The sequence below is a fragment of the Candidatus Dadabacteria bacterium genome (genome assembly GCA_026708565.1).
Classification (GTDB): domain Bacteria; phylum Desulfobacterota_D; class UBA1144; order Nemesobacterales; family Mycalebacteriaceae; genus Mycalebacterium.
In genome coordinates this window covers 1-5,779 of the sequence record JAPOUR010000048.1, presented here as the reverse complement: position 1 = coordinate 5,779, position 5,779 = coordinate 1, and the positions used below count along the sequence as shown (strand labels likewise).

The 5,779-nt window shown below is 47.0% G+C and carries 4 protein-coding genes; all 4 read right to left on the bottom strand.

Features of this window, described 5'->3' with window-relative positions; all coding sequences use genetic code 11:
• On the bottom strand, positions 1-778 hold a 778-nt coding region (locus OXF42_06095; GenBank protein MCY4047654.1), incomplete at its 3' end, for a restriction endonuclease subunit S.
• A gap of 2 nt (positions 779-780) precedes the next feature.
• Positions 781-2,271, bottom strand: coding sequence for a Fic family protein (locus tag OXF42_06090; GenBank protein MCY4047653.1), 1,491 nt, complete (start codon positions 2,269-2,271; stop codon positions 781-783).
• A 4-nt stretch (positions 2,272-2,275) separates the two neighbouring features.
• The gene (locus tag OXF42_06085; protein MCY4047652.1) at positions 2,276-3,658 is read right to left on the bottom strand and encodes a Fic family protein; all 1,383 of its coding nucleotides are present in this window, start codon (positions 3,656-3,658) and stop codon (positions 2,276-2,278) included.
• A 325-nt stretch (positions 3,659-3,983) separates the two neighbouring features.
• Positions 3,984-5,777 (bottom strand): N-6 DNA methylase, encoded by a 1,794-nt coding sequence (locus tag OXF42_06080; GenBank protein ID MCY4047651.1) that lies wholly within the window; start codon positions 5,775-5,777, stop codon positions 3,984-3,986.
• Positions 5,778-5,779: the final 2 nt, after the last annotated feature.

The window sequence follows — 5,779 nt, the reverse complement described above, 5'->3', positions numbered from 1 at the left end:
TGCCCCAATATCCGCCATCTTCTGCTATAAGGACATACTCACCATCAAATCTGTAATCGTTTATGTGGTCAACTATGCCGTTTGCTCCACAGTAAGGATAAACCCCTTTGATGTTAGACCTTTCTACTGAGTTTATAGGTTGTCTTAGCGTGTTGTGTATATCGGCAATTTGATCTATTGTTTTTAGTTCCCACCCCTCAGGCATTTCTCCAATCTCCGTTTGCTTTGTCTTTTCGCCGTCCAGTCCTTTTGTGAAAACCTTCTCCATTACAACCTTCTTGAGTTCCCGAAGATTGCCGATGATTTTGTCTTGTGTCTCAATCGCCTCTTGTATGGTTGAAAGGGTCTTGGCAATGCGCTTTTGTTGAGATAGGGGAGGGAAGTAAGTCTCTATTGAATACACTTGCTTGCGATTAAGACCCGGTATCGTACTGTGGGCATTCATGGTATCAAGTTTCAAGTAAGTTAGAAGGTAAAAAATGAACAAGGTATTATGGGGGTTCTTGAGTGATACATAATAGGTGGTGTCAATAGGATAGAAATCTTTTTTGCTATAGTGGACTTTCCCAATAGACCCTTTGCGACCTACTATAATTCCGGGACCAGTTACAGCCTTTTGATTGTGGAATCCCACTATTCCATTTGAGCCATAAACAGGGTAATGTCCGCCTTCGCGAGAGTCTTTTTTAAGAGATTTGCCATACAACAACTCAAGTTCATTGCCAAGTTTCACAACATTCCATCCTGTTGGTGTTTTTTTGTCTATCACTTCCTTCATCGCTATGCTCCCGTTTCCTCTTTCAATGTTTTAAGGACTAAGTTTTTGCCTTGTGCAAAAAACTCTTTCATCTCTTTTTTTGACCATCTGATATTGTAGTCCATTCTTTTTAGTCCAGTTCCTTCCCTAGAGTCAACATATCTGTTTCGTATTTTGGTGACCATTATGCCTGTTTGATATGTCAATTCTCCCCAAATAATTGATATGGTTACCTTTAGTTGAAAAGGGTTTTCCACTTGTCGCGCTTTGTATTGGGAGTATTCGCAAACAATGTAGGTTGTCATAAATCCGTTCCCATTTATTACTGTAGGTATGGTCTCGCGTAAGTCGGGGTTGTCGTCTTTCATGAAATAATTTGCAATTTCCTCTTTTACTTTTGCGATATTTTCGTTTTGTATTACTGAATTGATTCCTATATCTGTCAGTGTCTTTTGCAATAGTTTTACTGGTAGTGCCATACCTTCCGGAGTTAAAAGTCTCGCGTCCGTTTTTAATAAAGTTGTATGAAATAAGTCTGCGTATACGCTAAATTCTTTTACAAAGTTCTCTAACAAATCTGAAAGAGAGTTGTTGTATATTTCCTCAAAATACTCAACAGTAAGAGGAGTTCTTAACCCTTTGGCTTTTTGGTCTCGTATAAACATCTCCGTTTCCTTGTCAGCATCCTCAATGTCCTCAATGCTCTCTCCTTTTGCCGCCTTAACCCCCTTCTCCAGCCAGAAAACAAGCGCATTGCCAAGATAATCTGCAAGGGCATTTATATCTCCGTCATCTGCTTTTCGCAATGCCGCGATGTATGACTTCTTGTTTTCACTCTTAATAACTAAAGGCGGATAGCCAAACCGCAACAAAACATAGTTAATCAAAAGTCGCACAACTCTGCCATTGCCGTCATCAAACGGGTGAATGTTTATAAATCTGTAGTGAAGTTCAGCGATAAATGAAGCAATTGGTTTTGACTGAGAGTCCAGATTTTTGCGAAACCACTTCATTAAATCATCCATTTCCGCCGGAACAACAGAGGGGTCTGAAAAGTAGTGCATCTCTCCCGTTGCGGTCTCCACACTGTTAGGTTCTGTTTTGTATATTCCGGGTGTGATCTTTCTTCTTGTTGGTTTCCCGTCCGGTGTTATAGCGTCTTTCATAAACGGCTTACTGCCAAGTACCATTTTATTGAGATTGCGTAATTTCGCTTCCGTCAGTGTTTGTTTTGTATCTTCCGCAAGTGTTTTGATTTCATTGATTGCGGCATCGTGTCCTTCCATCTCATCATAATCGCGTGCGCTATGACCACCTTCGCGGAGTTTGTTCTCAAGTAATGAAACTGTCTCCCCGACTGTCAGAGGATTTCCCTCAATATGGTTTGAGTGAAAGTTCCAATCCAGCCGGATCTTCTTTTCCAGTTTTTCCTGATACTCCGGCTCAAGCGGTTGCAACCCCCGCCATTCCTTAAACAGTTTCTCAATCCGCTTGTTTGTTTCTTCAAGGTTCATTATTTCACCTCTCCGCAGAATCCGCCTCCCTTTTAAGTTGATTGAAAAAGTGCCTTCTTCCTCTCTCAATCAGGTTTTCTATTTCCAGTCTCGTCAATACATGCGAATAAATTTTTCTTTCACTAAATGATCCGTCCAACCATGAGCGAACCCTCGGACTTATTCTCACTTCATATTGAGATTGATGTGTTGAGATGGAAAGTTCAACATCCATATCAAACGGCTTTGTCCCTCTGTATTCTGAATAGACAATCTGCAATCTGACAGTATTGTTTGCGTTTATATTCCAGTTTTCCACATACTTTTGAAGTTCCTCTCTCCAATCCGTTTCGCCTTTCACGCCGCCTATTTCAAATGAAATCTCTTTGGAGGAAAACAGTTCATCAAACGCTTCAAACCTGCTTTCAAGTATTTCAAAGAGAGGCACATACAGGCTCTCATACAACTCATTTATGACTTCTTTTGACAGTTGCTTTATCTCTTCAAGCCCTTTGGCTCTCTTTCTCTCAATGAAAGAGGAGATTTCTTTGTCAAGATCCCCCGGCTTCCTAACCTTTTCCCCCTTTGCCAGCCTAACGCCTATCTCCAGCCACTCAATAAGCGTATTGCCAAGATAAACCGCAAGAGCGTCCATGTCTCCGCCGTCCGCTTTCTGTAAAGCCGCAAAATAGTTTTCCTTGTCCTCGCTCCTGATAACCATAGGCGGGTAGCCGAGTCTCACCAAGGCATAATTCATCCACAGCCGCGCTATGCGCCCGTTGCCGTCATCAAAAGGATGGATAAGAATGAAGCGGTGATGCAACTCCGCAAGGAAAGAGGGTATCTTTAGAGCCGGGTTTTGTATCTCCGTATTGAACCACTCAACCAACTCCTGCATTTTCGGCGCAACTTCCGCCGGTTCGGCAAACTTGAATATCTCTCCCGTTTCAGTTCGCACATGATTGGGCTGTTTCTTGTATTGTCCGGGGATAATCTCTTTCCGGGTTTTCTTCCCGTCCGGTGTTTCCGCTTCTTTCCAAAACTTTTTTTTGAGAATGGTTCGGTTCAGGCTTCTGATGTCGGCTTCGGTAAGTTTTCTGTTTACCGCAAACTCCCTGACCTTCTCTATTGCCAAGTCGTGCGCTTTCATTTCCATGTAGTCGCGCTCGGAGCGCCCCCCTTCCTCTCTGTCTTCAAGGATAAGGGCGACGGTCTCATCGTAAGTGAGATTGTTTCCCTCCATACGGTTTGAATTGTAATTCCATTCCAGTCGCGTTTTTTCCTCCAGTTTGTTCCAGTAGTCATTATTGCGAAGGAAATTTGACATAACTTTGGATGCCTTCCACTCTTGAAACAGTTCCTCAATCCGCTTGTCGTTTTGTAATTTTATTGCTGATGTTTCACTCATTGCCAACAACCCCACAGAGCAAAAAATAACCCTCTCAGAGGCTCGAAACTGTGTCGTGGCGTGTCCGAGAGGGAGTAGATGTTTTCATTGTATATTTCCCTGTCTGGTATGTCAACAGAGCAAAAAATAACCCCCTGCGGAGTTTCAGGAATTCCGAGGAAAGTTCCCGAATTGCTCCGAGGGGGGGCAAATGTTTCTAATGAAATAACCCCACTCAGAGCTCCGGGAATTCCGAAGAACACTCCCAGAGGACTCCGAGGGGGAGCAAATGAATGCCTACATATACCGCACACAACAAAAGATGTCAAGAGACCGGCTTCCATCTTCACTTCACCCCTCCCATCTCCCTGAATATCCTCCCAATCTCCCTGTCCGATTTCTTCTCCGCGATTTTAAGCGCCTCCCACTCCCCGTATATCTCCGGCAACGGGCGGAGAATCTCCCTCTCGCTTGTGTCTATGTATCGTGAAGGCGAAAGATTGTAATCATTCTCCGCCGCCTCTCTTGCGGTTATCACCTTTGAAAACCGCTCCTCATCCTTTCCGCCGGAGAAAACGTTTATTATCCTCTTTGCCCCCTCATCGGTCAGGTAATTCTTGGGCCTGCCCTTTTTGAACTCGCCGCCCGCGTTGATTAACACAATCTTCCCCTTCCGCCCTTCGCCTTTCTTCCCGTTCAGAAGGATGATAATGCCCGCCGCCGTTGTGTTGTAAAACAGGTTTTCCGGAAGCAGGATTACGCCTTCAATCAAATCGTTTTCCACAAACCACTTGCGGATTTTCTTTTCCCTGTCCTGCCCGGACGCGCCGCTTCCGCGCGTTACCGCCCCCGTGTCTATCACAACCGCCGCCCTTCCGGCGGGTTTCAGGGATTTCGCCGTGTGCTGCAACCACGCCCAATCCGCTTTTCCCGTTGTGAAACCGCCCTGAGATTCAAACCTGTCAAACTGGTCGTTCTCATAAACCGACACATCAAACGGCTGATTCCACATCGGATTGGCAACCACTATGTCAAACGCCCGCAACTTGCCCCCTTTGTAGAATTTCGGGTTGCTCATTGAGTTTCCGCGGGTGATCTCGCATTCCATATCGTGGATGATGGAGTTCATTCGCGCCATTGCGTAGTTGTCCGCGCCTATTTCCTGCCCGAACAGTTTCAACGGCGCTCCTTTCTTCACATCGGGATAGCGCTCAAGCAGGGCGAGTTCGCACTTTATCAGCAGCCCGGCTGAGCCGCATGCGTAATCATAGACCGTTTCGCCCGGATTGGGCTTCATCGCCCGCGCCATAAGCCAGCCGACTTCGGTGGGCGTGAAAAACTCCCCCGCCGCCTGCCCGGAATCCTCGGCGAACTTTCTCAGAAGGTATTCGTAACAACGCCCCAGAAAGTCCGGCTCAACATCAAGAAGGCCCAGCCGGTAGCGCGGCTTTGAAAACTTCTCTATGACCCCCTTGAGCGCCTCGTCGCTGACCTCGCGCTCGCCGCCGGACTGCTTGTTGTAGTCAACGCGGTCTATGACGCCGAGCAGTTGCGGGTTTTCCCGCGCTATGGCTCTCATGGTGGCGGTGATTTGCTCTCCGAGGGTTGCCGGCTCTTTGCCTTCGCGCCATTTGAAGGGTTTTCTGCCGCTCAGCGCCTCCCACCGGGTTTCCGGCGGCAGGTAAAAGCGGGTGAGTTCCCTGTCTTTGTATGCGAGAATTTCCGCCCTTTCCATGCTTCCGTGTTCTTCGGCGAGCCGTTCCATGCCGTCTTCAAACACATCGGAAAGGCGTTTGAGGAAGAGAAGGGGAAGCAGGTAGTCCTTGAATTTCGGCGCGTCTTTCTCGCCCCTGACGGAGCATGCGGCGTCCCACAGCATCTGCTCCATAACCTTTGTGCTGAGCACGTCCCGCTTTGTTTTCAGGCGGCGCGGCGCGTCCGCCCCGCCGGACTGTTCAACGGCTTCCGCCATTTCTATTATTTTGCCGAGGTTTCTGTTGCGCGGCGCGCGGCGTCCGTTCTCCCAGCCGTTGAGGGTTGAGAAGGAAACGCCGAGTTTCATTGCGAGGTCTTCCTGCGAGAGGTTTAACCTGTCTCGTATATCCGCAATGATTGCGGGGATGTCTTCTTTTTCAGGCATAA